26 protein-coding genes, 1 tRNA gene and 1 riboswitch are annotated in these 26,839 nt (G+C 71.3%); of the genes, 12 read left to right on the forward strand and 15 right to left on the reverse strand.

The window, feature by feature from the left end; all coding sequences use genetic code 11:
• Positions 1 to 97: 97 nt before the first annotated feature.
• Positions 98 to 577, reverse strand: coding sequence for a hypothetical protein (locus KSO98_RS00855; RefSeq protein WP_225282875.1), 480 nt, complete (start codon positions 575 to 577; stop codon positions 98 to 100).
• Between the two features lie 76 nt (positions 578 to 653).
• Here KSO98_RS00855 and KSO98_RS00860 point away from each other — a divergent pair, with 76 nt between their 5' ends.
• Both KSO98_RS00860 and KSO98_RS00865 read left to right on the forward strand, forming a co-directional pair.
• A complete protein-coding gene (locus KSO98_RS00860) occupies positions 654 to 1,103 on the forward strand; it encodes an SRPBCC family protein (protein WP_225282876.1) in 450 nt (149 codons plus the stop codon).
• Between the two features lie 4 nt (positions 1,104 to 1,107).
• On the forward strand, positions 1,108 to 2,691 hold the full coding sequence (locus KSO98_RS00865) for a phytoene desaturase family protein (protein WP_225282877.1): 1,584 nt from the start codon (positions 1,108 to 1,110) through the stop codon (positions 2,689 to 2,691).
• A gap of 90 nt (positions 2,692 to 2,781) precedes the next feature.
• Here the strand turns inward: KSO98_RS00865 and groL are convergent, their stop codons facing one another.
• The 3 genes from groL to KSO98_RS00880 all read right to left on the reverse strand — a co-directional run bounded on the left by groL (position 2,782) and on the right by KSO98_RS00880 (position 6,362).
• Positions 2,782 to 4,410, reverse strand: coding sequence for a chaperonin GroEL (gene groL, locus KSO98_RS00870; RefSeq protein WP_225282878.1), 1,629 nt, complete (start codon positions 4,408 to 4,410; stop codon positions 2,782 to 2,784).
• Between the two features lie 205 nt (positions 4,411 to 4,615).
• Entirely contained in the window at positions 4,616 to 5,695 is a 1,080-nt protein-coding gene (locus KSO98_RS00875) for a sensor histidine kinase (RefSeq protein ID WP_225282879.1), read from the reverse strand.
• A complete protein-coding gene (locus KSO98_RS00880; protein ID WP_225282880.1) occupies positions 5,688 to 6,362 on the reverse strand; it encodes a response regulator transcription factor in 675 nt (224 codons plus the stop codon). Before KSO98_RS00880 ends, KSO98_RS00875 begins: the two co-directional genes overlap by 8 nt.
• Positions 6,363 to 6,449: 87 nt before the next feature.
• Here KSO98_RS00880 and KSO98_RS00885 point away from each other — a divergent pair, with 87 nt between their 5' ends.
• Complete coding sequence (locus KSO98_RS00885; RefSeq protein ID WP_225282881.1) at positions 6,450 to 7,121, forward strand: D-alanyl-D-alanine carboxypeptidase family protein; 672 nt, start codon at positions 6,450 to 6,452, stop codon at positions 7,119 to 7,121.
• Positions 7,118 to 7,684: a VanZ family protein gene (locus KSO98_RS00890; protein ID WP_225282882.1), complete on the forward strand. Its 567-nt coding sequence runs from the start codon at positions 7,118 to 7,120 to the stop codon at positions 7,682 to 7,684. The genes KSO98_RS00885 and KSO98_RS00890 overlap by 4 nt, the downstream gene beginning before the upstream one ends.
• Here the strand turns inward: KSO98_RS00890 and KSO98_RS00895 are convergent.
• From KSO98_RS00895 to napA, 6 genes are all read right to left on the reverse strand, one after another.
• Complete coding sequence (locus tag KSO98_RS00895) at positions 7,671 to 8,210, reverse strand: GNAT family N-acetyltransferase (RefSeq protein ID WP_225282883.1); 540 nt, start codon at positions 8,208 to 8,210, stop codon at positions 7,671 to 7,673. The genes KSO98_RS00890 and KSO98_RS00895 overlap by 14 nt on opposite strands.
• Positions 8,211 to 8,230: 20 nt before the next feature.
• Positions 8,231 to 9,163 (reverse strand): SGNH/GDSL hydrolase family protein, encoded by a 933-nt coding sequence (locus KSO98_RS00900; RefSeq protein WP_225282884.1) that lies wholly within the window; start codon positions 9,161 to 9,163, stop codon positions 8,231 to 8,233.
• A 226-nt stretch (positions 9,164 to 9,389) separates the two neighbouring features.
• A complete protein-coding gene (thrC, locus tag KSO98_RS00905; protein ID WP_225282885.1) occupies positions 9,390 to 10,664 on the reverse strand; it encodes a threonine synthase in 1,275 nt (424 codons plus the stop codon).
• Between the two features lie 9 nt (positions 10,665 to 10,673).
• A riboswitch (SAM riboswitch) is annotated at positions 10,674 to 10,813 on the reverse strand.
• 86 nt (positions 10,814 to 10,899) lie between these two features.
• On the reverse strand, positions 10,900 to 11,742 hold the full coding sequence (otsB, locus tag KSO98_RS00910; protein WP_225282886.1) for a trehalose-phosphatase: 843 nt from the start codon (positions 11,740 to 11,742) through the stop codon (positions 10,900 to 10,902).
• Positions 11,743 to 11,783: 41 nt separating this feature from the next.
• Complete coding sequence (locus KSO98_RS00915; RefSeq protein WP_225282887.1) at positions 11,784 to 12,293, reverse strand: LytR C-terminal domain-containing protein; 510 nt, start codon at positions 12,291 to 12,293, stop codon at positions 11,784 to 11,786.
• Positions 12,294 to 12,295: 2 nt separating this feature from the next.
• Complete coding sequence (gene napA, locus KSO98_RS00920; RefSeq protein WP_225282888.1) at positions 12,296 to 12,589, reverse strand: nucleoid-associated protein NapA; 294 nt, start codon at positions 12,587 to 12,589, stop codon at positions 12,296 to 12,298.
• A 116-nt stretch (positions 12,590 to 12,705) separates the two neighbouring features.
• Here napA and KSO98_RS00925 point away from each other — a divergent pair, with 116 nt between their 5' ends.
• On the forward strand, positions 12,706 to 13,767 hold the full coding sequence (locus KSO98_RS00925; protein WP_225282889.1) for a Gfo/Idh/MocA family protein: 1,062 nt from the start codon (positions 12,706 to 12,708) through the stop codon (positions 13,765 to 13,767).
• 44 nt (positions 13,768 to 13,811) lie between these two features.
• Entirely contained in the window at positions 13,812 to 15,236 is a 1,425-nt protein-coding gene (locus KSO98_RS00930) for an alpha,alpha-trehalose-phosphate synthase (UDP-forming) (RefSeq protein ID WP_372457754.1), read from the forward strand.
• On the opposite strand, the gene KSO98_RS00935 is transcribed toward KSO98_RS00930, so the two are convergent.
• Entirely contained in the window at positions 15,233 to 16,780 is a 1,548-nt protein-coding gene (locus KSO98_RS00935) for an FMN-binding glutamate synthase family protein (RefSeq protein WP_225282891.1), read from the reverse strand. The genes KSO98_RS00930 and KSO98_RS00935 overlap by 4 nt on opposite strands.
• 65 nt (positions 16,781 to 16,845) lie before the next feature.
• Here KSO98_RS00935 and KSO98_RS00940 point away from each other — a divergent pair, with 65 nt between their 5' ends.
• Positions 16,846 to 18,072 carry an alpha/beta fold hydrolase gene (locus KSO98_RS00940; protein ID WP_225282892.1) on the forward strand — a complete coding sequence of 409 codons (1,227 nt, stop codon included), beginning with the start codon at positions 16,846 to 16,848 and terminating at the stop codon, positions 18,070 to 18,072.
• Here the strand turns inward: KSO98_RS00940 and KSO98_RS00945 are convergent.
• Positions 18,062 to 19,060 carry a TIGR03560 family F420-dependent LLM class oxidoreductase gene (locus KSO98_RS00945; RefSeq protein ID WP_225282893.1) on the reverse strand — a complete coding sequence of 333 codons (999 nt, stop codon included), beginning with the start codon at positions 19,058 to 19,060 and terminating at the stop codon, positions 18,062 to 18,064. The genes KSO98_RS00940 and KSO98_RS00945 overlap by 11 nt on opposite strands.
• Before the next feature lie 95 nt (positions 19,061 to 19,155).
• Here KSO98_RS00945 and KSO98_RS00950 point away from each other — a divergent pair, with 95 nt between their 5' ends.
• From KSO98_RS00950 to pdxY, 3 genes are read left to right on the forward strand one after another with little or no spacing between them, the layout of a single operon-like run.
• Positions 19,156 to 19,809: a uracil-DNA glycosylase gene (locus tag KSO98_RS00950; RefSeq protein ID WP_225283417.1), complete on the forward strand. Its 654-nt coding sequence runs from the start codon at positions 19,156 to 19,158 to the stop codon at positions 19,807 to 19,809.
• Positions 19,810 to 19,850: 41 nt separating this feature from the next.
• Positions 19,851 to 20,627, forward strand: a complete 777-nt coding sequence (locus tag KSO98_RS00955; RefSeq protein WP_225282894.1) for a dioxygenase family protein — start codon at positions 19,851 to 19,853, stop codon at positions 20,625 to 20,627.
• 23 nt (positions 20,628 to 20,650) lie between these two features.
• Entirely contained in the window at positions 20,651 to 21,499 is an 849-nt protein-coding gene (gene pdxY / locus KSO98_RS00960) for a pyridoxal kinase PdxY (protein ID WP_225282895.1), read from the forward strand.
• 6 nt (positions 21,500 to 21,505) lie between these two features.
• Here pdxY and KSO98_RS00965 read toward each other — a convergent pair whose 3' ends face one another.
• Positions 21,506 to 22,078 carry a dienelactone hydrolase family protein gene (locus KSO98_RS00965; protein ID WP_225282896.1) on the reverse strand — a complete coding sequence of 191 codons (573 nt, stop codon included), beginning with the start codon at positions 22,076 to 22,078 and terminating at the stop codon, positions 21,506 to 21,508.
• 37 nt (positions 22,079 to 22,115) lie between these two features.
• Positions 22,116 to 22,191 (reverse strand) — tRNA-Thr (locus tag KSO98_RS00970).
• Between the two features lie 58 nt (positions 22,192 to 22,249).
• Between KSO98_RS00970 and KSO98_RS00975 the strand changes: the two genes are divergently transcribed.
• Both KSO98_RS00975 and KSO98_RS00980 read left to right on the forward strand, forming a co-directional pair.
• Positions 22,250 to 24,022 (forward strand): glycoside hydrolase family 13 protein, encoded by a 1,773-nt coding sequence (locus KSO98_RS00975; protein WP_225282897.1) that lies wholly within the window; start codon positions 22,250 to 22,252, stop codon positions 24,020 to 24,022.
• Positions 24,023 to 24,090: 68 nt separating this feature from the next.
• Complete coding sequence (locus KSO98_RS00980; protein WP_225282898.1) at positions 24,091 to 25,302, forward strand: DUF4032 domain-containing protein; 1,212 nt, start codon at positions 24,091 to 24,093, stop codon at positions 25,300 to 25,302.
• On the opposite strand, the gene KSO98_RS00985 is transcribed toward KSO98_RS00980, so the two are convergent.
• A complete protein-coding gene (locus KSO98_RS00985; protein WP_225282899.1) occupies positions 25,283 to 26,839 on the reverse strand; it encodes a metallophosphoesterase in 1,557 nt (518 codons plus the stop codon). The genes KSO98_RS00980 and KSO98_RS00985 overlap by 20 nt on opposite strands.

Consider the following 26,839-nt stretch of genomic DNA (forward strand, 5'->3'; position numbering starts at 1 on the left):
GATGCTTGTGAGCCCGATCACACTGGGCTCACACCCTAGACCCCGGCGGGGGTCCCCAGGCAAGAGGTCTCTCGGGGCAAGGCGCCTCGGGTGAGGATCAGCCGAAGGCCTTCGCGTACAGCTCCTCCAGCTCGGTGTCGGAGGCGCCGCTGAGCCCGCAGCCCGCGAGCTGGTTGTCGGCCGCGATGGCGAGCAGATAGCTGTGGCCCTGCACGAAGGCCGGCAGGGAGGTGTCGGCGGTCGCCAGCTGCGAGGCCGGGAGGCGGACGGTGATGAGGCCGATCTGCGGGCCGGCCAGGACGTTCTGAACCCGCAGGTCGACGGCCTGGTCACCGACGGCGGTGACCTCGGCGCGTACGGCGGTGGGGAACTGCGAGAGCTGCTCGGCGGACGGGACCGCGCACCGGCCGACCTGGGTCGGCACGGAGACGCTGAGGTTGCTGGTCGCGGCCGAGGGCTTGAGGTCGTCGTGCCCGGCGATGACGTGCACCACGATCGCGCCGATCAGGATGCCGGGGATCAGCAGCAGCCACAGCAGCCGCAGGTCCATCTGGTCGTTGTCTTCCACCGTGCTCACGGCACCATCTTCCCCGTCGTACCTGAGAACCGGGTGAGCGGGGTTTCGGCGGTGCCCGGTTCGGACACCTCCTATCGTGATCCGAGTAGAGCGCCACGTGGCGGCAACACCTCAGGACGTGTGGGCGGTGCTCGCCGACGGCTGGCTCTATGCGCTGTGGGTGGTCGGCGCGACCTCGCTCCGGGACGTCGAGGAGTCCTGGCCCGCCGAGGGGGCGCGCATCCACCACTCGGTCGGCGCCTGGCCGGCGGTGGTGCACGACGCCACCAAGGTGCTGGAGGTCGAGCCCGAGCGGATGCTCTACCTGCGCGCGGCCCTCTGGCCGGCGGGCGAGGCGAACGTACGGATGACGCTCGCGCCCGACGGTGACGGCACCCGGGTGGTGATGGAGGAGGAGGTAGCGTCGGGACCGATGGCACTCATCCCCAAGCTCGCGTACGGGCCGCTGCTCAAGTGGCGCAACGTCGAGAGCACGCGCCGCTTGGCCAACCTCGCCGAGAACGGCGCAGCGCGACGCAGCGGCTGAGCCCGTGACCCCGCACGCCTACGACGCGGTCGTGATCGGCGCCGGCCCCAACGGGCTGGTGGCGGCCAACCACCTCGTCGACGCCGGCCGATCGGTGCTGGTGCTCGAGGCGCAGTCCGAGCCCGGCGGGGCCGTGCGCAGCGACCGCGAGCTGCATCCCGACTTCGTGCAGGACACCTTCAGCGCGTTCTACCCGCTGGCCGCGGCCTCCCCCTGGATCCAGGGCATGCGCCTCGAGGAGCACGGGCTCGTCTGGCGGCACGCGCCCGCGGTACTCGGCCACCCGCTGCCCGACGGCCGCTGGGCGCTGCAGCACCGCGACCGCACGATCACCGCGGCCCTGCTCGAGGCGCAGCAGCCTGGTGACGGGGACGCCTGGCTCGGCCTGTGCGAGCAGTGGGACGTGATCGGCGAGCACCTCGTCGGCGCACTGCTCACCCCCTTCCCGCCCGTCCGGCACGCGGCCGGGGGCCTGCTGCGCCTGCGACGGGCCGGCGGCGCCGGCTTCGTCCGCGACCTCCTCACCCCGTTGACCGACTTCAGCCGCATCCGCTTCGAGGGCGACGCACCGGCGCTCCTGCTCGCCGGGAACGCCGGCCACGCCGACATCCCGCTCTCGGCGCCCGGGTCGACCCTGTTCGGCCTGTTGATGACGATGCTCGGGCAGACCGTCGGCTTCCCGGTGCCCGAGGGCGGCGCGGGCCAGCTCATCGCCGCGCTCGCCCGCCGCCTGGCCGCGAAGGGCGGGCACCTGCGCTGCGACAGCGAGGTCGTACGCATCGAGGTCGAGGGCGGTCGCGCCGTCGGCGTCCGGCTCGCCGACGGCGAGCGGATCGCGGCGCGCATCGTGGTGGCGGACGTGGTCGCGCCGACCCTCTTCGGCGGCCTCGTCGCCGAGGCGGAGCTGCCGAGCCGGGTCGCGAAGGGGATGCGCGGATTCCAGCTCGACCCGGGCACGGTGAAGGTGGACTGGGCACTGTCGGGGCCCATCCCGTGGGCCTCACCGCCCGCGTACGCGCCCGGGACCTTCCACATGGCCGACTCCCCCGAGCAGCTGGCCATCGCCCTGCAGCAGGTCGCGGCGCGGACGATCCCGGACAAGCCGTTCCTGCTGGGCGGCCAGATGACGACCTCCGACCCGACCCGCTCCCCGGCCGGGACCGAGTCGGCCTGGGCCTACACCCACGTACCGCAGGACGTGGCGCACGACGCCGGTGGCGACGGCCTCACCGGCCGTTGGGACCGCGACGAGTGCGAGCGGTTCGCCGATCGGATGCAGGGCAGGATCGAGGCGCTGGCTCCGGGCTTCGGCTCCCGCGTGATCGCGCGGCGGGTGCTCGGCCCGCACGAGCTGCAGGCGCGCGACGCCAACCTGCTGGGCGGCGCCATCAACGGCGGCACGGCGCAGCTACACCAGGAGCTGATCTTCCGGCCGGTGCCGGGCCTCGGCCGGGCGGAGACGGGCATCAAGGGTCTCTACCTGGGCTCCGCGTCCGCCCACCCCGGCGGCGGCGTGCACGGCGCCCCCGGCATGAACGCCGCGAGGGCCGCACTCCTCCACGACCGGCTCCGGCTGCGGCGCCGCTGAGCGGATCATCCTCCGGCCCACGGCGGGAGAGATGCGAAGCGCCCCGGTTGCCGAAGCAACCGGGGCGCTCTGCGTCGTGCAGGACAGGACTCAGAAGTCCATGCCACCCATGCCACCGGACGGGTCGCCCATCGGGGCGGCCTTCTCCGGCTTGTCGGCCACGACGGCCTCGGTGGTGAGGAACAGCGCGGCGATCGACGCGGCGTTCTGCAGCGCCGAGCGGGTGACCTTGGCCGGGTCGATGATGCCCGCGGCCAGCAGGTCGACGTACTCGCCCGTGGCGGCGTTGAGGCCGTGGCCCGGCTCGAGGCCGGCGACCTTCTCCGCCACGACGCCGCCCTCGAGGCCGGCGTTGATGGCGATCTGCTTCAGCGGGGCCGAGATGGCGACGCGGACGATGTTCGCGCCGGTGGCCTCGTCACCCTCGAGGTCGAGCTTCTCGAAGGCGACCTTGCCGGCCTGGACCAGGGCGACGCCACCGCCGGCGACGATGCCCTCCTCGACGGCAGCCTTCGCGTTGCGAACGGCGTCCTCGATGCGGTGCTTGCGCTCCTTGAGCTCGACCTCGGTGGCCGCGCCGACCTTGACGACGGCGACGCCGCCAGCCAGCTTGGCGAGGCGCTCCTGGAGCTTCTCGCGGTCGTAGTCGGAGTCCGACTTCTCGATCTCGGCGCGGATCTGGTTGACCCGACCCTCGATCTGGGCCTGGTCACCGGCACCGTCGACGATGGTGGTCTCGTCCTTGGTGATGACGACCTTGCGGGCCTGGCCGAGCAGCTCCAGACCGGTGGTCTCGAGCTTGAGGCCGACCTCCTCGGAGATGACCTGGCCGCCGGTCAGGATCGCGATGTCCTGCAGCTGGGCCTTGCGGCGGTCGCCGAAGCCCGGGGCCTTGACGGCGACGGACTTGAACGTGCCGCGGATCTTGTTGACGACGAGCGTGGACAGGGCCTCGCCGTCGACGTCCTCGGAGATGATGACGAGCGGCTTGCCCGACTGCATGACCTTCTCCAGCAGCGGGAGCAGGTCCTTGACGTTGGAGATCTTCTGGTTGGCCAGGAGGACGTACGCGTCCTCGAGGACCGTCTCCATGCGCTCGGTGTCGGTGACGAAGTAGGCGGAGATGTAGCCCTTGTCGAACCGCATGCCCTCGGTGAGCTCGAGGTCGATGCCGAAGGTGTTCGACTCCTCGACCGTGATCACGCCCTCCTTGCCGACCTTGTCCATCGCCTCGGCGATGGCGTCGCCGACGGTGGTGTCGCCGCCGGCGGAGATGGTGGCGGTGGCCGCGATCTGCTCGCGCGTCTCGACGTCCTTGGCCTGGGCCAGGAGCTGCTCGGAGACGGCCGAGACGGCGGCCTCGATGCCGCGCTTGAGACCCATCGGGTTCGCGCCGGCGGCAACGTTGCGCAGGCCCTCGCGGACCAGCGCCTGGGCGAGGACGGTGGCCGTCGTCGTGCCGTCACCGGCGACGTCGTCGGTCTTCTTCGCGACCTCCTTGACGAGCTCGGCACCGATCTTCTCGTACGGGTCCTCGAGCTCGATCTCCTTGGCGATGGAGACGCCGTCGTTGGTGATCGTGGGCGCACCCCACTTCTTCTCCAGGACGACGTTGCGGCCCTTGGGGCCGAGGGTGACCTTGACGGCGTCGGCGAGGGTGTTCATTCCTCGCTCGAGACCGCGGCGGGCCTCCTCGTTGAAAGCAATCAGCTTCGGCATTACCGGCGATCCTTCACGTGGGAAGTTCGTGTGTTCGGGCCCGATGGGTTGCCCGCGACGGACGACACCGATCCTCCGGCGAACCCTTTCTCGCCGGACTCCGGTGCCTCAACGCCACCAGCCCAGGTTTGTCACTCTCATGGTACGAGTGCCAGCCTCATGTTTAGCACTCGACCCCGACGAGTGCAAGAAATCTGAGCGAGCCTCACCAACCGCTCGGGCCGCGACGGGGCAGCGTGACCATGGTCTGGAGACCGCCCTCGGGACGCGACCGCAGGACGAGCTCGCCGTCGTGGGCCTCGGCGATGCGGCGCACGATCGCCAGGCCGAGGCCGACGCCGGCCTGATCGGAGCTGACGCGCTCGGTCCCCCGCCGGAACGGCTCGGCCAGGGTCCGCACGAGCTGCGGGGCCAGCAGCTCGCCGGTGTTCTCGACGACGAGGCTCACCGTCGCGTCGGCAGTGCCGGTCCAGACCCGGATCGAGCCGCCGTGATCGAGGTTGTGGACGACCGCGTTGTGCACGAGGTTGGCCGTGAGCTGCCGCAGCAGGGCCGGCGAGCCGAGCAGGTGGGCCGGGTCGCCGGACACCTCGAGGCTGATCCCGCGCCGCTCGGCGAGCGGCAGGAGGGTCTCCCCGGCCTCCTCGGCGAGCAGCGACAGGTCGACGGGCTCGCGGACGAAGCCGCCCTGCTCCGCGCGACTCAGGACCAGCAGCGCCTCGGTCAGGTCGATGGCGCGGGCGTTGACCCGATGCAGCCGCTCCAGGAGCTCCGCCTCGTCGTGGCCCGGGTCCTGCTGGGCCACCTCGAGCAGGGTCCGGGTGATCGCCAGCGGCGTCCGCAGCTCGTGCGAGGCGTTGGCGGCGAAGCGCCGCTGCTCGGCGAGGTGCGCGTCGAGCCGGGCGAGCATCGCGTCGAAGGCATCGGCCAGCTCCCGGAACTCGTCCTGGGGTCCCTCGAGGTCGATGCGGTGTGCGAGCGAGCCGGCGGCGGCCCGCCGGGTGGCCTCGGTGATCCGCTCGAGCGGTGAGAGCATCCGCCCCGCCAGGATCCAGCCGCCGACGAGGCCGAAGACGAGCAGGAACATCATCACCACCACGGCGGTGGGCGCGAAGGACCGCACCAGCTCGGCGTGGCTGCGCACCACGAAGGTCACGCCCGGATGGAACCCGCGGGAGAGGGAGAAGTAGCCGGCGGTGAGGAGGACGGCACCGGCGAGCATGAGGAAGCCCGCGTAGCTCAGCGTCAGCTTGAGCCGGACGCTCGGGCCGGGAGGCCTACTCATCGCCGCCGACCGGCTCGAGGCGGTAGCCCACCCCGGCGACCGTGACGATCGGGGACGGCTCCCCCAGTCGCTTGCGCAGCGCCGAGATCGTGATCCGGACGGCGTTGGTGAAAGGGTCGGCGTTCTCGTCCCACGCCCGCTCCAGGAGCTCCTCGGCGCTGACGACGCCCCCGCCGGCGGCCATCAGCACCTCGAGCACGGCGAACTGCTTGCGGGTCAGCGCGACATAGCGTCCCGCCCGGAAGACCTCGCGGCGGAACGGGTCCAGGCGAAGGTCGCCCGCCTCCCGTACGGGCGGCCGGTTGTGCGCGCGCCGCCGGTCCAGCGCTCGCAGCCGCAGGACCAACTCGCGCAGCTCGAACGGCTTGGTGAGGTAGTCGTCGGCGCCGAGCTCGAAGCCGGACTCCTTGTCGTCGAGCCGATCGGCGGCCGTGAGCATCAGGATCGGCGTCCCCGTGCCGGAGGCGACGATCCGGCGCGCGACCTCGTCGCCGTTCGGGGCAGGGATGTCGCGGTCGAGCACCGCGATGTCGTACTCGTTGACGCTCAACAGCTCGAGCGCAGCCTCCCCGTCGCCGGCGACGTCGGCAGCGATCGCCTCGAGGCGCAGGCCGTCACGGATCGCGGCCGCCATCAGGGGCTCGTCCTCGACGACCAAGACACGCATGCCCCGATCGTAGGGAGCCGGCGCGTATCGCGGGCGTATCGAAAACCGGATACGCCCTCACAACACGCGCTCGCGTTGCCTGGTCGCATGCTCCGAGAACCTCGCCCCGGGTGGCTGCCCACCGCACTCGTCACCGCCCTCGTCACCGCCCTCGTCACCGCCCTCGCGGCCTCCCTCACCGGCTGTGGCGCGGCGGCCGGCACCGCGGGCGGTCATCACCTCGCTGAGGTCGATCACCCGCTCCAGCGGACCATCGCGGCCGGCGTCCCCGGCGAGATGCCGCAGCGGGCGTCCGCGCGGGGAGTGACCCTCGCCGACGGCGAGGTCCCCGCTGGCACCACGGTCCTCGACGACTCGGTCCCCGCGGTGGCGAGGCTCGACCCCGCCCTGGAGAGCGCCCTGCGTGAGGCCGCCGCCGATGCGGCCCGCGACGGCCTCGAGCTCGACGTCAACAGCGGGTGGCGCTCGAGGGCGTACCAACAGGAGCTCTTCGCCCAGGCGATCCGGAAGTACGGCTCGGAGGCGGCCGCTGCGCGATGGGTCGCCCGCCCCGGGACGTCGGTCCACGAGGCCGGGCAGGCCGTCGACCTGGGGCCGGCGACGACCACGTCATGGCTGGCCGAGCACGGGGCCTCGTACGGCCTGTGCCGGACCTACGCGAACGAGCCCTGGCACTTCGAGCTGCGTCCTGCGGCTGCCACGGACGGCTGCCCGGCCAGGTACGCCGACGCGGCCCACGACCCGCGGACGCAGCGATGACCGGGCGCGGGGTGATCATCAACGGCCCCTCGCCACAGGACTGGCTCACCACCTACGCGGTCGTGGTGCTCGTGACGCTGGCCGCGTTCCCGGTGGCGCTCCTCGCCGCGAGCGGGCTCACCCGGTGGCGCCGTCACCGCGGCCACTCCTGCGCGGCGGCGCGGCGCCGATCGGTGGCCGAGGTCGGCCTGGTCTACGGCACCGCGCCGTGGCTGTGGCTCACCATGCTGCCGGCGAGCAGCACGCCGGGCCACCGGGCGGCGAGCCTGGTGCCGCTGCGCGACCTGGCGACGATGCCGACCTACCAGGTCGTGGGCAATCTGCTGGTCCTCGCCGCCGTCGGCCTCTTCGGGCCCCTCCGCTTCGGCGCGCTCGCCTCGCTCCCGCGCGTCGTGGCGCTCGCGGCGCTCGCCTCGACGCTCATCGAGGTCACGCAGTACGCCCTCGCGCTGGGCCGGGTGGCCTCCATCGACGACGTGCTGCTCAACACCGCCGGCGCCACCGTCGCCGCGCTGCTGTCCTGGCCGGCCTGGCGCGGCCGGGCAGCGCTCAGAGCTGCTTGACGAGCAGCTCGAAGGCCAGGTCGTCGACCTGCGGGAGCCCGAAGCGCTCGTCCTCGTACGGGAACGGGCTGATCCGGCCCGTGCGCCGGTAGCCGCGCCGCTCGTAGTAGGCGATCAGCTCCTCGCGCTGCACGATCACCGTCATGTGCAGCTCGGTCGCGCCCCAGCCGCGCGCGATCCGCTCGGCCTCGGCGAGGACCTGCTTCCCGATGCCGCCGCCCTGCTCCTCGGGACGGACCGCGAACATGCCGAAGTAGCCCGCGGCGCCATCGGCGCCCCCGCGCTCCTCGAGCTGGCAGCAGGCGACGAGCTCGGGCCCCTCCTGCCCGGCACGCTCGGCGACCATGATCCGGCTGGCCGGGTGCGCGATGACCGCGGCGACCGCATGCGCATCGGTGCGCTGGCCGTGCAGCAGGTGGGCCTCGGTGGTCCAGCCGGCGCGGCTGGAGTCGCCGCGGTAGGCGGACTCGATCAGCGCGACGAGGGCATCGACGTCGGCGCTCGTGGCATCGCGGAAGGTCAGCACGAGCCGGAGCGTAGTCGGGCCTACGGCGTCCGGCTCGGCAGCGAGCCGCGGACCCGCAGGACCGTGCGGCGGGTCGCCGCGACCACGACCTCCTCCGCGGCATCCGCGAAGACCGGCGCCTGGTGCCCGAACGGCAGGTCGTCGCGGATGCCGAGCGCGGCCAGGATCGAGGGCAGCAGCGCCTTGGCGGTGCGCTTGTAGCCGACCGCGCTCGGGTGGAAGCGGTCGAGGCTGAACATCTCGTCGGGGTTGGTGACGAAGAACGGCCCGACCACGTCGGCGAGCGAGACGACGTACGCGCCCGCCTTGTGCGCGGCGTCGGCCTGCGCGGCGGCGAGCTGGCGCGAGGCGCGCCCGCCGAGGGAGCGCAGCGGCTGTGGGACCGGCTTGAGCGCGCTCAGGTCCGGGCAGGTCCCGACGACGACGCTGGCGTCGAGCGCGTGCAGCGCCTCGATCGTCTCGGTGAGGTGCTTGACCGAGTCCGCGACCGGGACGCGGTGGGTGACGTCGTTGCCCCCGACGATGACGACCGCGACGTCGGGCCGGTAGTCGGGCAGCTGGCTGGCGAGCTGCTCGGGCAGCTGCCACGACTCGCTGCCGACGATGGCCGCGGTGGTCAGCCGCACCGAGCGGTGCGCCTTCTTGGCGATCCCCTTCGCCAGGCGTGCGCCCAGGGTCCCGTCGCCGTCCTCCGCACCCAGACCCGCGGCGATCGAGTCACCCAGGATCAGCAGCTCGACCGGGTCGCCGTAGGACTTCTTGTAGACCTTGTCGGCATGCGGGGCGACCTCGCCGAGCGGCTTGCCGATCAGCGCCCGGGCCTGGGCGGCCTGGCGCTTGAGCAGCACCACGAACCCCGCCCCGGCGCCGGCTCCGATCGCACCGACCACGCCCGCGACCCCCGCTCCCGCGGCGATCCGGCCCAGCCGTCGTGCTTCCTCGCGTCCGCTCATGGTGGCTGTGTAGCCGAGGCAGGTGAACACGCCGGGAACGGCGGTCCACCAAAGCGTCACCGTGACTGTTTGGGGCGAGAGTGACCGTTCAAAGGGTCACCCTCGTCGCAAAAGGTCACCGTGACGCTTTGGGGCGAGAGTGACCGTTCAAAAGGTCACCCCCGCACGCAAAAGGTCACCGTGACACTTCGGAAGTGTCACGGTGACCGTTTGGAGTGATCGGGCCTCAGTCCTGGGCGAGCCCGGCGGCCTCGAAGGCGTCGTACGACGGCGCGATGGTGGCCCGGGGGCTGACCAGGCCGCTGATCGCGTCGAGGGTCTTGAGGCCGTGACCGGTGTTGATCAGCACGGTCTCGAGCGTCGGGTCGAGCTGGCCGGTCTCGACGAGCTTCTTCGTGACCGCGACGGTGGTGCCGCCGGCGGTCTCGGTGAAGATGCCCTCGGTGCGGGCCAGCAGGACGATCGCCTGGCGGATCTCGTCGTCGGTGACCTCCTCGACGGCCCCGCCCGTACGGCGGGTGGAGTCGAGGACGTAGATGCCGTCGGCCGGGTTGCCGATCGCGAGCGACTTGGCGATCGTGTCCGGCTTGACCGGGCGGATGGCGTCGACGCCGGCCTTGAAAGCGGTGGCGACCGGGTTGCAGCCGGTGGCCTGGGCGCCGAAGATCCGGTACGCCTTGTCCTCGACCAGGCCGAGCTTGATCAGCTCCTGGAAGGCCTTGTCGACCTTGGTCAGCTGCGAGCCGGAGGCGACCGGGATGACGATCTGGTCGGGGATGCGCCAGCCGAGCTGCTCGGCGATCTCGTACCCGAGGGTCTTGGAGCCCTCGGCGTAGAACGGGCGGACGTTGACGTTGACGAACGCCCAGCCGTCCTCCTCGGCCGCGATCTCCTGAGCGAGCTTGTTGACGTCGTCGTAGTTGCCGTCGACGGCGATCAGGTTGTCGGTGAAGATCGCCGAGTTGATCTGCTTGGGCTGCTCGAGGTTGCTCGGGATGAAGACGACGGTCTTGATCCCGGCGCGGGCACCGGCGGCGGCGACGGCGTTGGCCAGGTTGCCGGTCGAGGGGCAGGCGAAGACCTTCGCACCGAGCTCGGTCGCGGCGCTGAGCGCACAGGCGACGACGCGGTCCTTGAAGGAGTTGGTCGGGTTGGTGGAGTCGTCCTTGACCCAGAGCTTGGTCAGGCCGAGCTCGCGGGCGAGGTTGTCAGCCTCCAGGAGCCGGGTGAAGCCGGGCTCGGTGTTGGGGCTCTGCTCGATGTCGGCCGGGACCGGCAGGAGCGCCTTGTAGCGCCAGATGTTGGCCGGGCCGGCCTCGATCTCCGCACGCGTCACCGTGGGGAAGTCGTAGGCGACCTCGAGAGGACCGAAGCACTCCGGACACGCGTAGTGCGGGCCGAGCTCGATCTTGTGGCCACACTCGCGGCAGGCGAGGGCGGTGGCGTTGCCGAAGGCGCCGTCCCGCAGGGTCTTCTTCTGCTCAGCAGTGTCAACGCTCATGAGTCCTCCTCCTCATCTTCCCCGAACACGACCTTCGCGCTGGGACGGATTTAGCACCTGTCCCCGCGACCAACCCACAGGTGGGAGGAGGCTCGCGGTCGGTTGCCGGGACTTCACTGGGCCGTACCCTCAGTCCCTCTCGATGAGCAAGACAGATCGTACGGGTGCGAAGGGCCGATCGCCGAAACGATTGCCCGAATGTCGAGACCAGTGTCTCACTATTCGGGCATCACGCTCAGGAAGAGGCGTGGGCGAGGCTGCGGAAGAGGGCGATGACACCCTCCGGGCCGTCGACGACGACGTCGGCGAGAGACTGCAGAGCGCTCTCCCCGGCATCACTGGGCGAGAGCGAGCAGACCTTGAGGGTCACCAGACCCTCCGCCGCCCACGCGTCGAGCGCCTCGAAGGCCTCGATGTCGCCCAGGTCGTCGCCCGCGAAGAGGATCGCCTTCGCCCCGAGGGTGTCGACGAGCCGGTCGATCACCAGGCCCTTGTCCATACCCGGGGCGCGGACCTCGATCACCTGCTTGCCGGGCTCGACGGTCAGGTCGTGTGCCTCGGCGGCCGCGCGCATCGGCTCGAGGAGCCGCTCGAACGTGGCCTGGGGGTCGCTGACGCGGCGGGTGTGGACGGCGACGGCGAGTCCCTTCTCCTCCACGTACGCCTCCGAGGCGCCGTGGTCGCGCAGCAGCTTGGGCAGCTCGCGCAGGAAGGTGGCCAGCCCGACCGGCGGGCGCGGGCCGATGATGGCGCGGTGGCTGGAGGTCCAGTGCTCGTTGCCGTACTGGCCGTGCACGAGCAGCTCGGTGCCGGAGGCGGCGAGGCGGTCGGCGACCTCCTCGAGGCCGCCCAGGGCGAGCACCTGGCGGGCAGGCCGGCCGGTGACGACGGCGAGCGCCTTCACCTTCGGGGCCAGCTCGATCAGCACGTCGGCCGCGTCGGGGTGGATGTGTGCCTGGGTCGGGTCCTCGACGATCGGCGAGACGGTGCCGTCGAAGTCGAACGCGATCACCGCCTCGGCCAGCTGGGCGGCGAGGGTGGCGTACTTCTGCTCGGCCTCGGCAGATGCGAACTGCATGGCCCTAGCCTGTCACGCCGTGGGTGAACGGCGACAAAACGTCAGGAGAGGGGTGCGGTGAGGATGAGGGTCAGCCGGTCCATCTTCATGGGGTCGACCGCCAGCGCCGTGCGGCGGATGCCGAGGTCGAGCGCGAGCTGCTTGCCCGCACCCTTGAGCCGCGCCGGGTAGTAGACCGTGGTGGCCGGGATCGAGCCGTACCAGTTGTCCGCGCCGACGACGTTCCAGCCGGCCTTGGCGGCCTTGTCGCCGACGGTGGCGGCCAGACCCTTGACCCGGGAGTTGTTGAAGACCTCGACGTTGACCTTGCCACGCTTGATCGGGGCGGGCTTGTGCGTCGCGGGCGCGGCCGGAGCCGACGTGGTCGCGGCGGCGGTCGGCGAGGTGGAGACCGCGGCGGTCGGGATGACCTTCTCCTCGCCCTGACCGTCGCCGCGGGTCACGACGAAGGCGATGAGCGCCATCGCGACGGCGACGATGCTCAGCAGGACGACGGGCGACGGCAGGGCGATGCCGCGCTGGTCACGCATCCAGATGCGGTTGTCAGGCATGGTCAGATCTCGAATCCGAGGCGGCGGGCGGAGCGCTGGCGCTGGCGGGCGGCGCGCAGACGGCGCAGCCGGCGTATCAGGAGGGGGTCGTGCTCGAGGGCCTCGGGACGATCGATGAGGGCGTTGAGCACCTGGTAGTAGCGGGTCGAGGACATGTCGAACTGCTCGCGCACAGCCGCCTCCTTGGCGCCGGCGTACTTCCACCACTGACGCTCGAAGGCGAGGATGTCCTGGTCACGCTCGCTCAGACCCGGCGTGTTGCTCACATCGCCGTTGGGCAGGGCGCTGGCGGCCATTCGTCGATCCCCCGATCTCGTGCGTGTCTCTGACACGCCCACTGTAGACGAGGAATCACACGCATGTGATTCGTTCTGGCGGGCGTGGCGCTTCCTCTGGGGCTACGGTTACCGCTGTGACCAATGAGACCGCTCTCACCCCGATCCGCTGGGGAATCCTCGCCACCGGCAAGATCGCCCACGCCTTCGCGGCCGACCTCGCGCTGGTGCCCGGCGCCGAGCTGGTCGCGGTCGGATCGCGCCGCCTGGAGTCTGCGCAGGCCTTCGCCGAGCAGTACGGAGCGGCCCACGCCTACGGCTCCTACGAGGAGCTCGCCGCCGACCCGGACGTCGACGTCATCTACATCGCGACCCCGCACTCCCTCCACCTCGAGAACGCCCGGCTCTGCTTCGAGGCCGGCAAGCACGTGCTCTGCGAGAAGCCGCTGACCCTGTCGATCGCCGACAGCGAGCAGATGGTCGCCCTCGCCCAGGAGCACGGGCTCTTCCTGATGGAGGCGATGTGGACCGCGTGCAACCCTGCCATCCGCGCGCTGCAGCGGCGCCTCGCGGCCGGCGAGTTCGGCACTCCCCGTCACATCCACGCCGAGCTGGGCTTCGTCGTCAACGCCGATCCCAGCGACCGGATGCTGAACCCCGACCTCGGCGGCGGGGCGCTGCTCGACATGGGCATCTACCCGCTCACCTTCGCCCACCTCATGCTCGGCCGGGCGCGCAGCCTCACCGCCCAGGCGGAGCTGCTGGTCTCCAAGGGCACCGAGTCGGGCAAGGAGGGCGCGATCGACCTCTCCATCGCGATGACCGGGGCGTACGACAACGGCGCGCTCGCCACCATGACCGCGTCCATGACCTCCTGGTCCTCGGGCGACGCCGCGATCGCCACCGAGCTCGGCCGCATCGACGTCACCGGCTTCCACACGCCGAGCTCGATCGTCTTCACCCCGATCGGACAGAAGGCCGACTGGACCGACGAGGACACCGTCCTCGAGCCGGTCGTGATCGAGCCCGACGAGCCCGTCCTCGGTCGCGGGTACGGCAACGAGGCCGCGGAGGTCGGTCGCTGCCTGCGCGCCGGCCTGCTCGAGTCGCCGTTGGTGCCCCACGAGCAGACCCTGACGCTGATGCGTCAGATGGAGGAGATCAGGAACACGACCGGAATCCGCTACCCGGGCGAGTGAGTCCCGCCCTCAGCGGGAACTGGGACCCCGATATGGTCAACAGCATGCAGGCCGACCTGGTCATCGTCGCCAACCGTCTTCCCGTCGATCGTGTCGAGCTGGCCGATGGGACCAAGACGTGGCGTCGCTCGCCCGGCGGGCTCGTCACCGCGCTGGAGCCCGTCCTCCGGGCCAACGATGGCGTCTGGATCGGCTGGCCCGGCGGCACCGAGCAGGATCTCGAGCCGCTCGAGGACGACGGCATGCGACTGCTGCCGATGTCGATGACGGCCGAGGAGATCGAGGGCCACTACGAGGGCTTCTCCAACGGCACGATCTGGCCGCTCTACCACGACCTGGTCGCCAAGCCGGCGTTCCACCGGGAGTGGTGGGACGCCTATCGCGCGGTCAACCAGCGCTTCGCCGACAAGGCCGCCGAGGTGACCGCACCCGGCGGCACGGTGTGGGTCCAGGACTACCAGCTGCAGCTCGTGCCGGAGATGCTGCGAGCGCTGCGACCCGATCTCAAGATCGGCTTCTACCTGCACATCCCGTTCCCGCCGGCCGAGCTCTTCCAGCAGCTGCCGTGGCGCCGCCAGATCCTCGAGGGCCTGCTCGGCGCCGACGTGGTCGGGTTCCAGCTGCCCGGCGCCGCGCAGAACTTCATCCGCCTGGTCCGCCAGCGGGTGGGCCACAAGACGCACCGCGACTCGGTCTACCTCCCGGACGGTCGTACGGTGAAGGCCGCCGCTTTCCCGATCTCCATCGACGCCGCCGGCTTCGAGGAGCTGGCCCGCTCCGAGGGTGTCAACGCCCGCGCCAAGGAGATCCGCGAGGCGCTCGGCAACCCCACCAAGATCTTCCTGGGAGTCGACCGGCTCGACTACACCAAGGGCATCTACGCGCGCCTGCGCGCCTTCTCCGAGCTGATGGCAGAGGGTCACTTCGACGTCGACGACGCCGTCTTCGTCCAGGTCGCGGTCCCCTCGCGCGAGCGGGTGGAGGAGTACCGCGTGCTCCGCGACGACATCGAGCGGCTGGTGGGCCGGATCAACGGCGACCTCGGCCGGATCGGTCGCCCCGCGGTCTCGTACCTGCACTCCTCCTATCCCCGCGACGAGATGGCGGCGCTCTACCGGGCCGCCGACGTCATGGTCGTCACCCCGTACCGCGACGGCATGAACCTCGTCGCCAAGGAGTACGTCGCCTGTCGGTACGAGAACGACGGCGCGATGGTGCTCTCGGAGTTCGCCGGCGCCGCCGACGAGCTGCGGCAGGCATGGCTGGTCAACCCGTACGACCTCAACGGGATGAAGTCCGCGCTGCTGGAGGCCTACCAGGCCGACCACCGCGAGCAGACGCGCCGGATGAAGGCGATGCGCAAGACGGTCGCCACCAACGACATCGACGCGTGGGCCGCCTCGTTCCTCGGCGAGCTCGCCTCCGTCCCGTCCTCCCACGGCAAGAAGGTCCGGCCCGCGACCGACTAGGCCGTGACCGGTTTCTCGTTGAACTCGCTGCGCGTGCTCATCAGCCTCAGCAGGTCCTCGCGCAGCTGCGGGCCGAGCTCGCCCCAGCCGTCCTTGTAGCCGTAGACGCCGCCCAGCGAGCGGGCCTCGTAGTCGCCGTTGAAGATCTCCACGTCAGCGGCGGTGATCAGGCCGGGGTGGGCGACCCCGACCGCGGCGGAGACCTTCATCAGCTCCTTGCGCAGCACCCGCAGGTAGACGGCGGCGCGCGCGCCCTTGTCGGTGGGGTCGAGTCCGTGGGCGAGCCAGGCGTTCTGGGTGGCCACCCCGGTGGGGCACTTGTCGGTGTGGCACTTCTGCGACTGGATGCAGCCGATCGAGAGCATCGCCTCGCGGGCGACGTTGATCATGTCGGCGCCCAGTGCGAAGGCGACCACCGCGTTGTCCGGCAGGCCGAGCTTGCCCGAGCCGATGAAGGTGAGCTGGTCGGTGAGGCCGAGCTCGGCGAAGGTGCCGTACACCCGGGAGAACCCCATCCGGAACGGCAGCGACACCGCGTCGGTGAAGGTCAGCGGCGCGGCCCCCGTGCCACCCTCGCCACCGTCGATCGTCACGAAGTCGACGCCGCGCTCGCCGGGCGACATCAGCCGGGCGAGCTCCTGCCAGAAGCCGACCTCGCCGACGGCCGACTTGATCCCGACCGGCACGCCGGTCTCGGTGGCGATCAGCTCGACGAAGTCGAGCATCGAGTCGACGTCGGTGAAGGCGGCGTGGCGCGAGGGCGAGGCGCAGTCCTTGCCGACCGGGATGCCGCGGATGGCGGCGATCTCCTCGGTCACCTTGGCGCCCGGCAGCAGACCGCCGAGGCCGGGCTTGGCCCCCTGGGAGAGCTTGATCTCGATCGCCTTCACCGGCGCCGAGGCGACGGTCTCCTTGAGCCGCTCGAGGTCGAAGGAGCCGTCCGCGTCGCGGCAGCCGAAGTAGGCCGTACCGATCTGGAGGACGAGGTCCGCGCCCTGGCGGTGGTACGGCGAGAGGCCGCCCTCGCCGGTGTTGTGCAGCGTGCCGGCCGCCGCCGCGCCCTGGTTGAGCGCGGTGATCGCCGCACCCGACAGGGAGCCGAAGCTCATCGCGGAGATGTTGACCACCGAGCCCGGCCGGAAGGCGTGCGTACGCCCGCGCGGGCCGCCGAGGATCTTCGCGCTCGGCAGCCGGGCGCTCTTGTCGTGGTCGTCGGGCAGCTCGGAGGCGAAGGTGCGCTGCTTGATGTAGGCGTGGCCCTGGACGTGCTCGACGTCCACGTCGGTGCCGAACCCGAAGTAGTTGTTCTCCTCCTTCGCGCTGGCGTAGATCCAGCTGCGCTGGTCGCGACTGAAGGGCCGCTCCTCCTCGTTCGAGGTGACGATGTACTGGCGCAGCTCGGGACCGATGGTCTCCAGCCAGTAGCGCGCGTGCGCCAGGACCGGGAAGTTGCGCTGCAGCGCATGCTTCTTCTGCGTCAGGTCCCTGATCGCCAGGGCGCCGACCGCTGCCCCCGCGGCCCCCACCACGTGCTTCAGTCTCATGGCCCGTTCCTATCCGCCGTGGACGGCCGTGGCAAGAGATCCCCGGTGAAGGTAGTTTGCCGGGCATGGTGTCGCTGCCCGCGTTGCTCCCCGCGAAGCTGCCGTCGTTCATCCCCGCCCCCGCGATCGCCTCGGCGGCGGGCAATGTCGCGCACAAGGTCCTGTACGGCGGACTCGCCGACATCCGGCCGATGCCGCGCACGCTCATCGACGAGGGCGTGCTGCGCGAGGTCTACCGCTACCGGCCGGCGAAGGACGTGCCGCAGCAGGGCGACCCGATCCTGCTGGTGATGCCGCTGGCCGCACCCTCGAGCTGCTACGACCTGCGCCGGGGCTGCTCGCTGGTCGAGCACCTGGTCGCCGAGGGGCGCCCGACGTACCTGGTGGAGTACGGCGAGGTCTCCTTCGCCAACCGCAGCCTCGGCGTGGAGCACTGGGTCGAGGAGGTGCTGCCGGCCGCGATCCGGGTCGTCTCCGAGGACGCGGGCGGGCGTCCCGTGCACGTGGTCGCCTGGAGCCTCGGCGGGATCTTCGCGTTGCTCTCGGCCGCCGCCCATCCCGAGCTCCCGATCGCGACCCTGGGCATCTTCGGCAGCCCGGTCGACGTCTCCCAGGTGCCGTTGATCGCGCCGCTGCGCCCGATCGTGCAGTTCACCGACGGCCGGATCATCGGCGGTGCCGTGCGCATCCTCGGCGGTGCCCCGAAGCCGCTGGTGCGCTGGGCCTTCCAGGTGACGGCGGCCCAGAAGATGGTCACCAAGCCGATGGCCCAGCTCACCCATCTGGCCGACACCGACTTCCTGGCGCAGCTCGAGGCGGTCGACCGCTTCACCAAGGGGATCATCGCCTATCCGGGCCGTACGTTCGGCCAGCTCTACCACCGGTTCCTGGCCCGCAACGAGCTCAGCGACGGCACCTTCGACGTCGAGGGTCGCGAGGTGCGGCTGGCCGACATCACCGTCCCGGTGATCGTCTTCGGCGGCGCCACCGACGGCATCGCACCCAGCGCCTCGGTGCGTCCGCTGGTCGACCTGCTCTCGAGTGCCGCGGAGGTGCGGTTCCACGAGGTCCCCGGCGGACACCTCGGCATGCTCACCGGCCGCGCCGCACGTACGACCTCCTGGCCGCTGCTCGACGCCTGGATGCGCCGCCACGACGCGGTGCCCGGCCAGGTGCTGGGTGAGGTGGTTGGCGACGCGTCCGCGGCGCGCCCCGCGCAGAAGAAGCCGGCGATCGGGGCGAACCCGACCCGCCGCTTCTCCTCGCAGAGCTCGCGCGACCTCAGGCGTTGATCGCGGGGATGACCTGCTGCTCGAAGAGCTCGATGCTCGAGCGGTCGTAGGCGGCGTCGCCGAAGTACGTGATCGCGTACGTCATGCCGAGCCGCTCCATCTCCTGCAGCTTCTCCACGATCTGCTCGGGCGTGCCGACGAGTCCCTGGGTGGTCGCCCGGCGGGCGGCCTCGGGGCCGCCGCCCTCACCGAACGCCTTGGTGAGGTGGTCGGTGTACCAGTCGATGTGGTCCTGGACGTCCTTCTCGGTCTCCCCGATGAAGACGCTGTAGAGCGCCGAGCGGGTGATCTCGCCGAAGTCGCGGCCGAGGGTCTTGCAGTGGTCCGCCAGCAAGGCCGACTTGGCCGCGAAGCCCTCCGGCGAGCCGTCGAAGTTGGTGTAGTCGGCGTACTGCGCTGCGATCTTGAGCGTGACCTTCTCGCCGCCGCCGGCGATCCACAGCGGGATGCCGTTCTTGGCGTTCTGCAGCGGCAGCGGCTGACAGATGGCGCCGTCGACCTGGTAGTACGTCCCGTCCAGCGACGAGACGCCCTGGGTCCAGGCCTGCTGGAAGATCTGGACGCCCTCGCGCAGCATGCCGAGGCGGTCGCGCGGCTCGGGGAAGCCGTAGCCGTAGGCGCGCCACTCGTGCTCGTACCAGCCCGCACCGATGCCCATCTCGATCCGGCCGCCGGAGACGTGGTCGATCGTGGCGGCGACCTTCGCGAGGTAGGCCGGGTTGCGGTAGGCCATGCAGGTGCACATCTGGCCCAGGCGGATCCGGTCGGTGGCGGCGGCGAAGGCGGCCATCAGGGCCCACGCCTCGTGGGTGGCCTGGTCGGAGGGCTCGGGTGTCGTGTGGAAGTGGTCGTACACCCACGCGCTCGACCAGTCGGGGTTGCGGTCGGCGGCCTGCACGAGGTCGCGCATCGTGGCCCACTGCTGGGCCGGCTCGATGCCGACGAGGTCGAAGCGCCAGCCCTGGGGGATGAACAGGCCGAACTCCATGTCTTGCTCCTTCATTCACGCACCCGGATCGTTGTCGTCGTCACGCTAACGTGCCGGTCGTGGAGACGCTCGCGGGATTGGTCGAACGACGGTTGATGGCTGAGGACTGGGCGGCCGCACTGGCCCCGGTGGAGCCGCGGATCGAGGCGCTCGGCGTCTACCTGCGCGAGCAGCTCGCGCTCGGTCGGCCCTACCTGCCCGACGGCGATCGGGTCTTCGCCGCGTTCCGCCGCCCACTGGCCGAGGTGCGCGTGCTGATCGTCGGCCAGGACCCGTATCCCACGCCGGGGCACCCGATCGGCCTGTCGTTCGCTGTCGAGCGACACGTACGGCCGCTGCCGGCGTCGCTGCGCAACATCTACCGCGAGCTGGCCTCGGATCTCGGCGTCACGCCCCCGGAGCACGGCGATCTGAGCGCGTGGTCCGAGCGGGGCGTGATGCTGCTCAACCGCGCGCTGACCGTACGGCCCGGCGCGCCGGCCTCCCACTCCGGCAAGGGCTGGGAGGAGGTCACCGGTGCGGCCATCGAGGCGCTCGCGGCGCGGGGTGGTCCGCTGGTGGCCGTCCTCTGGGGTCGACACGCCCAGTCCCTGCGACCGTTGCTGGGCACCGTGCCGTGCGTGGAGTCGGTCCACCCCTCTCCGCTGTCGGCACACCGCGGCTTCTTCGGCTCGCGGCCGTTCTCCCAGGTCGACGACCTGCTGGTGGCGCAGGGAGCGGCGCCGATGGACTGGTCGCTCCCCGACTGACGCCCGGGAATAGATTGAATGATCAATCAGTTAGGGATGTCATGACGGATCGGATGCCTGCGCTCTACATCGGCCACGGTGCGCCGCCGCTGCTCGACGACCCGGTGTGGTCGGGGCAGCTCGCCGCGTGGGCCTCTGACCTGCCGCGCCCGAAGGCGATCCTGATCGTGTCCGCGCACTGGGAGTCGGCGCCGGTGATGCTGTCCGCACCCGCGGGCGCACCGCTGGTCTACGACTTCGGCGGCTTCGCCGAGCGCTACTACCGGATGACGTACGACACCCCCGACTCCACCTGGCTCGCGCAGCGGGTCGCGGCGATGATGCCGGCCAACGAGCCGGTGCATCAGTCGACCACCCGCGGGCTGGACCACGGCGCCTGGGTGCCGCTGCGGATCATGTTCCCCGAGGCCGACATCCCGGTGCTGCAGATGTCGCTGCCGACCCAGGACCCGACCCGGCTGCTGGTACTCGGCGAGCGCCTCAAGCCGCTGCGCGACGAGGGCGTGCTGATCATCGGCTCGGGCTTCCTCACCCACGGCCTGCCGTTCCTCACCGACTTCCGGCTCAACGCTCCGGCTCCCGGCTGGTCGACGGACTTCGACGCCTGGGCCGGCGAGGCGCTCGCCCGCGGCGACGTGGACGCGCTGGCCGACTACAAGCACCAGGCGCCCGGCATGCCGTACGCCCACCCGACCGTCGAGCACTACACGCCGCTCTTCGTCACCCTCGGGGCCGCGACCACGCCGGACGAGCCGGGCATCCAGGTCATCGACGGCTTCTGGATGGGCCTCTCGAAGCGCTCGCTCCAGGTCGCCTGACCTCGCCTGGAAGGATGGGCGGCATGCAGCTGCTCTCCATCCAGTCCCACGTCGCGTACGGCTATGTCGGCAACTCCGCCGCCGTCTTCCCGCTGCAGCGACTGGGGCACGAGGTGTGGCCCGTCCTGACGGTGAACTTCTCCAACCACACCGGGTACGGCGAGTGGCGCGGGCCGGTGCAGGATCCGGCCGATGTGGCCGCGGTGATCTCGGGGATCGAGGAGCGCGGCGCGCTCGCAGGGATCTCGGCGGTGGTCTCGGGCTACCAGGGCAACCCGGCGGTCGGCGCGGTCGTGCTCGACGCCGTCGCCAAGGTGAAGGCGGCCAACCCCGATGCCGTCTACGCCTGCGACCCGGTGATGGGCGATGTCGGCCGCGGGATGTTCGTGCTGCCCGGGATCCCGGAGTTCCTCCGCGACCAGGTCGTGCCGCACGCCGATGTGATCACGCCGAACCACTTCGAGCTCAACTTCCTCGCCGGCACCGAGGCGACGCCGCGGCTCGCCGACGTGCTGGTCGCGATCGACGCGGTGCGCGCCACCGGCCCGCGCAACGTGCTGGTCACCTCGGTGATCACCGACCGCTCCAACACGCTCTCGCTGGTGGCCGTCGACGAGACGGGCGCCTGGCGGGTGACGACCCCCAACCTGCCGATCACGCCCAACGGCAGCGGTGATGTCACCTCCGCGCTCTACACCGCCCACCTGCTCGCGACCGGCTCCACCCCGATCGCGCTGGAGCGCACGGCCAACACGATGTTCGCGATCCTCGAGCGCACGCTCGCCTCGGGCCGTCGCGAGCTCGAGCTGATCGCGTCGCAGGACGACATCGCCGCTCCACCGACCCGCTTCGAGGTCGAGCAGCTCCGCTGAACCCGGTCAGCCGAGGTCGGCCAGCCAGGCGAGGATGCGCTCGGTGGCCTGGGCGGCGATCTCGGGGACGTACTCGTCCGTGCTGTCGTCGAGGAAGAGGTGCTGGTCGCCGGGGTAGTCGACGATCTCGCCGTGGGGCACGCCCGTGCGGAAGCCCTCGTCCTCGGACGCCTCGCGCCACGGGTCCTCGAGGGTCTGCAGCGCGATCGCGGGCAGATCGGCGGGCCATTCGGTCTCGAACCACTTCGGGTCGGGGGCGCCGTAGAGGAAGAGCATGCCCTTCGCGCTCCCCGGCTTCGCGACGAGCGCGAGCCACCCCGCGACGCCGCAGCCCATCGACATGCCCGCGTAGACGATGCCGTCGGGCAGGCCCGCCGCCGCGGCCGACGCGCGCCGCATCAGCGTCGCCTCGCCGAGCTCGTTGCGATGGACGACACCGCTCTCGGTGTCGGCGAACGTCACGCCGTCGTAGAGATCGGGGGTGTGGACCACATGCCCCGCAGCGCGGAGCGTCTCGGCGAAGTGCAGCACCCCCGGCGTCAGGCCGCGGGCGTGGTGGAACAGCAGGATCTCGGCCATGGAGCCACGCTACTCAGGACGACCGACAGTCTGCTGCTGGAGCCGGTGACAGGAATCGAACCCGCGACCCTCTTATTACAAGTAAGACGCTCTACCAACTGAGCTACACCGGCGTGCATGCGCCGGGCGCAAGCGATGGTCATCCTAGACAGCGCCTAGTTAGATGACTGCATGAGCCTGCTCGAGCAGCCCCATCACGACGGATCATCCTTCTACGTCAGCAACCCCTCGCCCACCCTCGGCGAGGACGTCACCGTCAGCCTGCGCGTCAGCGCCTCCGACCCGGCACAGCGGGTCTGGCTCAGGACCACGTACGACGCGGAGCCGACGTTCCACGAGTGCGCCGCGGTGGATCGCCAGGACGGCAGCCGGTGGTGGCAGGGCGCCCTGCCGATCCACAATCCGGTCCCGCACTACCGCTTCCTGATCGAGGACGCCGACGGTGGCCAGCGGTGGGTGAGCGCCAACGGCACCGTCGACCACGACCCGAGCGACACCTTCGACTTCCGCCTCAGCGTCCACCACGCCGCACCGGAGTGGACCGCCGACACCGTCGTCTACCAGATCTTCCCCGACCGGTTCGCCCGCAGCGCGGCGGCCGACGCCCGGCCCATCCCCGGCTGGGCCAAGCCCCAGGAGTGGGACTCGCTGCCCTCCTACGAGGGCACCGACGACCGCACCTGGCTCGGCTACTACGGCGGCGACCTGGACGGCATCGTCGACCACCTCGACCACATCGCCGCGGTGGCAGGAGAGCGCGCGACCGTCTACCTCACGCCCGTCTTCCCGGGCGAGAGCAACCACCGCTACAACGCCTCCACGTTCGACGCGATCGACCCGCTGCTCGGCGGCGACGAGGCGTACGTCCGGCTCTCGGAGGCCGTCCATGAGCGGGGCTGGCGCCTGCTCGGCGACCTCACCGCCAACCACACCGGCGACACCCACGAGTGGTTCCAGCAGGCGAGCGACGGCGGGCCCACCCGCGGCTGGTACTACTTCCACCCGGACGGCTCCTACGAGTGCTGGATGGGCTACGACACGCTGCCGAAGCTGAACCACACCGATCCGGCGATGCGGCTGGCCATGACCGAGGGACCGGACTCGACCGTGGCGCGCTGGCTGCGGGCGCCGTACTCGCTCGACGGCTGGCGCATCGACGTCGCGAACATGAGCGGACGGCTCGGCTCCGTCGACGTCAACCACGACGTCGCCCGCACGATCCGGACCACCGCCACGACGGTCAACCCCGAGGCGTGGGTGATCGGCGAGCACAACCACGACGCGTCCGGCGACATCGACGGCGACGGCTGGCACGGCACGATGAACTACTCCGGCTTCTCCTGGCCGGTCTGGTCGTGGCTGCGCGCCGAGCAGACCGATGCGCGGCCCTTCGGTCGCCCGGTCGCCGTCCCCCGGCGCCCCGGCACGGCACTGGTCACAGCACTCCAGGAGTGGCGGGCGAGGTACGGCTGGCGGGCGGCGCAGCAGTCCTGGAACATCTTGTCCTCGCACGACTCCGCCCGGATCCGCACCCTCGTACGCGACCCCGCGGTCCACCGGGTCGCCGCCGGCCTGCAGTTCACCCTCCCCGGCGTGCCGATGGTCTTCGCGGGCGACGAGATCGGTCTCGAGGGCGTCCTCGGCGAGGACGGCCGCCGCACCATGCCCTGGGCGAGCCGGGACGCCTGGGACACCGCCACCCTCGAGACGTACGGCGCCCTCGCGCGCCTGCGCGCCGAGCACCCCGCGCTCACCGGCGGGTCGCTGCGCTGGGCCTACGCGGACGACGACGCGATCGCCTACCTGCGTGAGCACGACGAGGAGACCCTCGTGGTCGTCGCTCGCCGCACCTCCGGCCCGGATCCCGTACCGGACCTCGGCACCACCACCCTTCTCACCACCGGGTCCCGGGACACGGCGTGGCTGGAGGTCCGCGCCCTCTGACCCCGACGATCCGATCCACCCGATCCACCCGGGCCGCGCATCGGGCGGCGGCTCGCTAGGGTTCCCCCATGGCATTGCGCATCGTCGCCAGCCGTCCCGATCCGGCGATCGTGACGCTGCCCTGGTCGACGCCTCTGGAGGAGTGGTCGACGGAGTTCGTCGTGCCCCTCGCGCGGGGTCTGTCGCGGCACGTCGTGCGCATCGTCCGGCTCGGCCACCGCATCTACGCGGTCAAGGAGACGCAGGAGCCGATCGCGTTCCGGGAGTACAAGATGCTGCGCGAGCTGCAGCGCATGGGACTGCCGTCGGTGGTCCCCCAGGGCGTCGTCACCGGCCGCACCGACGAGAACGGCGAGGAGCTGCCCGCCGCGCTGATGACCGAGCACCTGCGTTTCTCGCTGCCGTACCGGAGCCTCTTCGAGCACGGCCTGACCGCCGAGTCCCTCCCGACGCTGATCGACGCCCTGGTCGTCCTGCTGGTGCGCCTGCACCTGGCCGACTTCTACTGGGGCGACGTCTCGCTCTCCAACGTCCTCTTCCGCCGCGACGCGGGCGGCTTCGCCGCCTACCTGGTCGACGCCGAGACCGGTGAGCTCAAGCCGTCGCTGTCGGACCAGCTGCGCGAGTACGACCTCACCGTGGCCGGCGAGAACGTCTATGCCGAGATCCTCGACCTCATCGCCAGCGGGGCACTGCCCGACGACTTCCCGGTCGACGCCGTCCACACCCGACTGCACCAGCGCTACGGCGCGCTGTGGGAGGAGCTCACCGCCGAGACCCGCTTCCCGGCCCACGAGATGTGGCAGATCGAGCAGCGGATCGAGCGGCTCAACGACCTCGGCTTCGACGTCGAGGAGCTCGACATCGTCACCGACTACGACGGCGACACCGTCCGGCTGCGTCCACGGGTCGTCGAGGCCGGTCACCACAGCCGTACGCTGCGTGGCCTCACCGGCATCCAGGCCGAGGACGCCCAGGCCCGCCGCATGCTCAACGACATCGCCGCCTACACGGCCTCACGCGACCTGGGCGGACTCCCCCGCGAGGTCGTCTCGCAGCGCTGGATGAAGGAGATCTACGAGCCGATCGTCGCGATGATCCCCGACGACTTCCGCAGCAAGCTGGAGCCGGCCGAGGTGTTCCACGAGATCCTGGTGCACCGCTGGTTCCTCTCCGAGCAGGCCGGTCACAGCGTCAAGCTGCTCGACGCGGCGGGCGACTACATGGGCGCGATCCTCCCGGAGCGTCCCGAAGAGGCGATCACCGGACCGGTGGAGTAGGCGACCGGTCACCCTCGCTGGCGGGGCCGTACGTCAGCGGGATCCAGGCGTCGACGACGAAGGTGCCGTTGGTCTCCAGCCGCACCGGCTGGATCCCGACCGGGCGCCCGCCGGCGTAGGTGATCAGCGAGATCTCCGCCTCACGGCGCGGCTTGCTGCCGAGCGCGAAGGCGTACGCGGCTCCGCCGGTGGTGCCGGTGGTGTAGCTCCAGCCGGTCCGGCCGTTGGCGCCGACCACCTTGTCCGGGCCGACCTGCAGGTGCAGGTGGCCCGCGACGACGAGGTCGACGCAGCCCCGGCGCAGGGCCTCGCGCCCGAGGTTGGCGTCGTGGACCATCAGGGTCGCCACCCGCTCGTCGGCGGCGCAGACGTCGTCGGCGATGTGCTGCTCGACCTCGCTGAAGCTGAGGCCCGTCTCGTCGCGCCAGTTGCCCAGGCCGCTCGAGCGCGGGTCGGCGACCCCGGCGAGCGTCGATCCGCCCGGCCCGTCCACGACGTCGCCATCGAGCTCGGACCAGCCGCGATCGGCCAGGTAGCCGGCCACGAAGGACCCGTGGTCGTGGTTGCCGGCGATGGCCCAGCGGTCGTCGTACCCGTCGAACGCCTCGTCCAGGGAGTCCAGCGAGAACGCCTCCCAGCTCGACCCGGTCGACGTGTCGTCGCCGGCGTCGAGGACGCTCGTCGCCCCGGCGGCGTCCCCGACCGCGCGGGCGACCGCGTCCATGCCGATGTTGTCGTGCCGGTCCGCGACCAGCACGGCGACCGTCTCGCCGGCTCCCGGCTTGCGCAGCGGGAGCCCGGCGGCGCTCGCCGCGGCGGTCGAGTAGAAGACCTTGCTGCTGTCGTACGTGCTGATCGCGCTTGCGATCAGGCGCCGCGTCTCCGCGGTGGTGACGTCGCCGCGCACCTCGAGGTCGGCCAGGTCGGCGGGCATCGGCACGGTGCCCAGGAAGTCCCGCAGCGAGATCCAGCTCGCGGCGCCGACCGGCGCCTCGTCGTCGGCGGTCCCCGGCTGCCACAGCGCGAGCAGCAGCGCCGCGACGGCACCGAAGACGACCAGTCCCTCCGGGCGCCGGGCGCGACGCAGCAGCTCCTGACTGCGGGCGGCCCCGACCAGGAGCCACACCAGCACCGGCACGGCGCCGAGGACCAGCCCGCGCAGCACGGCGCGGATCGCGAGCCCGGTCACCGCAGAGGTCACCTTGGCGATCTGGCCCTCCGGCGCGCCGGCCAGGACGGCGTAGCGCTTCACCAGAGCGGCAGTGGTGGTGGCGTCGGTCTTGCCGAGCGTGACGTCGACGCCGACGCGACCCGGCGCCGGCATCCGTACGTCGGGCAGCACCGGACCGGTGTGCACGACGACCTCGCCCGGCCCCGACCAGGTCAGGGTCGGGCGCAGCTCGGCGTCGTGCGAGGCGAGCGTGATCTCGGCGCTGCTGCCGAGGAACAGGGCGAGCGCGGCGAGGGTGGAGACGACGAGCCACACGGCGCCGCCCGCCGCGATACGGAGGAGGCGGCGCCGTGTGTCAGCGTGCAT

The sequence above is a fragment of the Nocardioides nematodiphilus genome (genome assembly GCF_020216525.1).
Lineage (GTDB): Bacteria > Actinomycetota > Actinomycetes > Propionibacteriales > Nocardioidaceae > Nocardioides > Nocardioides nematodiphilus.

Bases quoted from the DNA above. Each gene is read 5' to 3' on its own strand.
- groL (WP_225282878.1), bottom strand. From the start codon at position 4,410: ATGCCGAAGCTGATTGCTTTCAACGAGGAGGCCCGCCGCGGTCTCGAG.
- KSO98_RS00875 (WP_225282879.1), bottom strand. From the start codon at position 5,695: ATGAGTAGGCCTCCCGGCCCGAGCGTCCGGCTCAAGCTGACGCTGAGC.
- KSO98_RS00880 (WP_225282880.1), bottom strand. From the start codon at position 6,362: ATGCGTGTCTTGGTCGTCGAGGACGAGCCCCTGATGGCGGCCGCGATC.
- KSO98_RS00885 (WP_225282881.1), top strand. From the start codon at position 6,450: ATGCTCCGAGAACCTCGCCCCGGGTGGCTGCCCACCGCACTCGTCACC.
- KSO98_RS00890 (WP_225282882.1), top strand. From the start codon at position 7,118: ATGACCGGGCGCGGGGTGATCATCAACGGCCCCTCGCCACAGGACTGG.
- KSO98_RS00900 (WP_225282884.1), bottom strand. From the start codon at position 9,163: ATGAGCGGACGCGAGGAAGCACGACGGCTGGGCCGGATCGCCGCGGGA.
- thrC (WP_225282885.1), bottom strand. From the start codon at position 10,664: ATGAGCGTTGACACTGCTGAGCAGAAGAAGACCCTGCGGGACGGCGCC.
- otsB (WP_225282886.1), bottom strand. From the start codon at position 11,742: ATGCAGTTCGCATCTGCCGAGGCCGAGCAGAAGTACGCCACCCTCGCC.
- KSO98_RS00915 (WP_225282887.1), bottom strand. From the start codon at position 12,293: ATGCCTGACAACCGCATCTGGATGCGTGACCAGCGCGGCATCGCCCTG.
- napA (WP_225282888.1), bottom strand. From the start codon at position 12,589: ATGGCCGCCAGCGCCCTGCCCAACGGCGATGTGAGCAACACGCCGGGT.
- KSO98_RS00930 (WP_372457754.1), top strand. From the start codon at position 13,812: ATGCAGGCCGACCTGGTCATCGTCGCCAACCGTCTTCCCGTCGATCGT.
- KSO98_RS00935 (WP_225282891.1), bottom strand. From the start codon at position 16,780: ATGAGACTGAAGCACGTGGTGGGGGCCGCGGGGGCAGCGGTCGGCGCC.
- KSO98_RS00940 (WP_225282892.1), top strand. From the start codon at position 16,846: ATGGTGTCGCTGCCCGCGTTGCTCCCCGCGAAGCTGCCGTCGTTCATC.
- KSO98_RS00945 (WP_225282893.1), bottom strand. From the start codon at position 19,060: ATGGAGTTCGGCCTGTTCATCCCCCAGGGCTGGCGCTTCGACCTCGTC.
- KSO98_RS00950 (WP_225283417.1), top strand. From the start codon at position 19,156: ATGGCTGAGGACTGGGCGGCCGCACTGGCCCCGGTGGAGCCGCGGATC.
- KSO98_RS00955 (WP_225282894.1), top strand. From the start codon at position 19,851: ATGACGGATCGGATGCCTGCGCTCTACATCGGCCACGGTGCGCCGCCG.
- pdxY (WP_225282895.1), top strand. From the start codon at position 20,651: ATGCAGCTGCTCTCCATCCAGTCCCACGTCGCGTACGGCTATGTCGGC.
- KSO98_RS00965 (WP_225282896.1), bottom strand. From the start codon at position 22,078: ATGGCCGAGATCCTGCTGTTCCACCACGCCCGCGGCCTGACGCCGGGG.
- KSO98_RS00975 (WP_225282897.1), top strand. From the start codon at position 22,250: ATGAGCCTGCTCGAGCAGCCCCATCACGACGGATCATCCTTCTACGTC.
- KSO98_RS00980 (WP_225282898.1), top strand. From the start codon at position 24,091: ATGGCATTGCGCATCGTCGCCAGCCGTCCCGATCCGGCGATCGTGACG.
- KSO98_RS00985 (WP_225282899.1), bottom strand. From the start codon at position 26,839: ATGCACGCTGACACACGGCGCCGCCTCCTCCGTATCGCGGCGGGCGGC.